1 protein-coding gene is annotated in these 1,531 nt (G+C 34.2%); it reads right to left on the minus strand.

The features are described 5' to 3' along the window. Positions 1-198: 198 nt before the first annotated feature. Positions 199-930 carry a hypothetical protein gene (locus QMO11_RS21815; RefSeq protein WP_282040080.1) on the minus strand — a complete coding sequence of 244 codons (732 nt, stop codon included), beginning with the start codon at positions 928-930 and terminating at the stop codon, positions 199-201. Between the last annotated feature and the right edge of the window lie 601 nt (positions 931-1,531).

Consider the following 1,531-nt stretch of genomic DNA (forward strand, 5'->3'; position numbering starts at 1 on the left):
AATTATTCATTTGAAAAACTTACCAAAAATACGCCTAAATTCAGACACGAAATATTGGCTAGTGTGTAACGTTTCGCATAAGAATATGTAGCCGACTGGGGACTTGAAACTCATCAAGTTCCACAAAGGTTGAAGCGTGCTAAAACCCTTGAATTCATTACTATTTCGGCTATTATTTTTATGCATTGTTAGCGGCTTTTATTCTTTGGGTTCAGAGAAATGATTCCCTTCTCCAAGCCATTCTCTTTTAAGTCCTGTTAATTTGTTAAATTCCTCTTGTTCTTTATCTGTAGCATAATCAATCACCCATTGTTGACCTCCATTATCGAAATATGTATATCTGCCTTTTGTTTTAAGCTCAGTCGGTAAATAAGAAAACCTCTGCACATATGAATCAGCAATGTATCCAGACTTTTCTAGCTTCCATTTTTTCTTAACTCCGTTTACATCAAATGAAATCCACTCATAATTATTGCGGTCTGTAGAAATCTCAATATTTTCAAATTTAATCTCTCCATTTGTAATTGCTCCCATCCTTTCCATAAACCACTTATATTGGGAATTAGGGTCAAAAAATTCTAAGTCAAACCAGAGGCATTTATCTGTATAGTTATAATTTGGAACTTCGGGGTCTCTCCACCCGTAAAAATAATACAAGACAGAAAAAGGGTTCTTCTCTATGTGTTGCTCAGTTTCTTCTTCCCAAGTCATCTCGTAAACATCTCGAAGAATCATTTCCTTTGTCACTTTATCTGCAAATTCATATCCTAAAGTCTTGAACACTATTATTTGTTCATCATAACTTAATGAATCAACTTTAACAATTTCCTCTTTACTGGTTTCAGCCTTTTTATGTTGAGTTTTCTTTGACTTGCACCCTCCGAATCCAAATAATCCCATGACAATCAATATTATCGTAATTTTTCTCATCTCAGTTTGTTTAATCTTAATGCAGCAAACTCTCTCGACCTAATTGCCGCTAACGGTGACTGGATGAAGCTGTAAGCGATTTGAAAAACCAAACCAACCAAAACACTACAGAGCCAAAATTTTTATTTTGTTTCAAACTTAGCACTTTCCAAACACAAATGGAAATTTTGGCGAACTTCAAACATCATACAAAACTCCCAAATACTTGCTGACGCTTATGCTTTATGCCAGATTGTTAGCCCCTGTTGTTTATATTTAAAATTTGTATCCCCTTAATTTCAGATACTCTGTTCTTTCTTTTCAGTCTTGAATTTTCTATTTACACGTTACAAGTCTACTTTTCAGGCTTATATTTCCATTTTACCCCGTTACAATTCCATTTTTCCATATTGCATTTCGGTTTTACCTCGTTACAAGTCTATTTTTCAGACTTACATTTCTATTTTACCCCATTGCAATTCGGTTTTACCTAGTTACAAGTCTATTTCTCGGCTTACATTTCCATTTGTACCCTTTACAATTCCGGTTTTCCGTATTGCATTTAAATTTTACTTCTCTACAATTTCATTTTACAAAATTGCAACTCTACTTCCCAGTCTTG

It is taken from the genome of Saccharicrinis aurantiacus (assembly GCF_947489045.1).
Classification (GTDB): domain Bacteria; phylum Bacteroidota; class Bacteroidia; order Bacteroidales; family Marinilabiliaceae; genus Saccharicrinis; species Saccharicrinis aurantiacus.

Coding starts and splice junctions, on each gene's coding strand:
- QMO11_RS21815 (WP_282040080.1), bottom strand. CDS start 930: ATGAGAAAAATTACGATAATATTGATTGTCATGGGATTATTTGGATTC.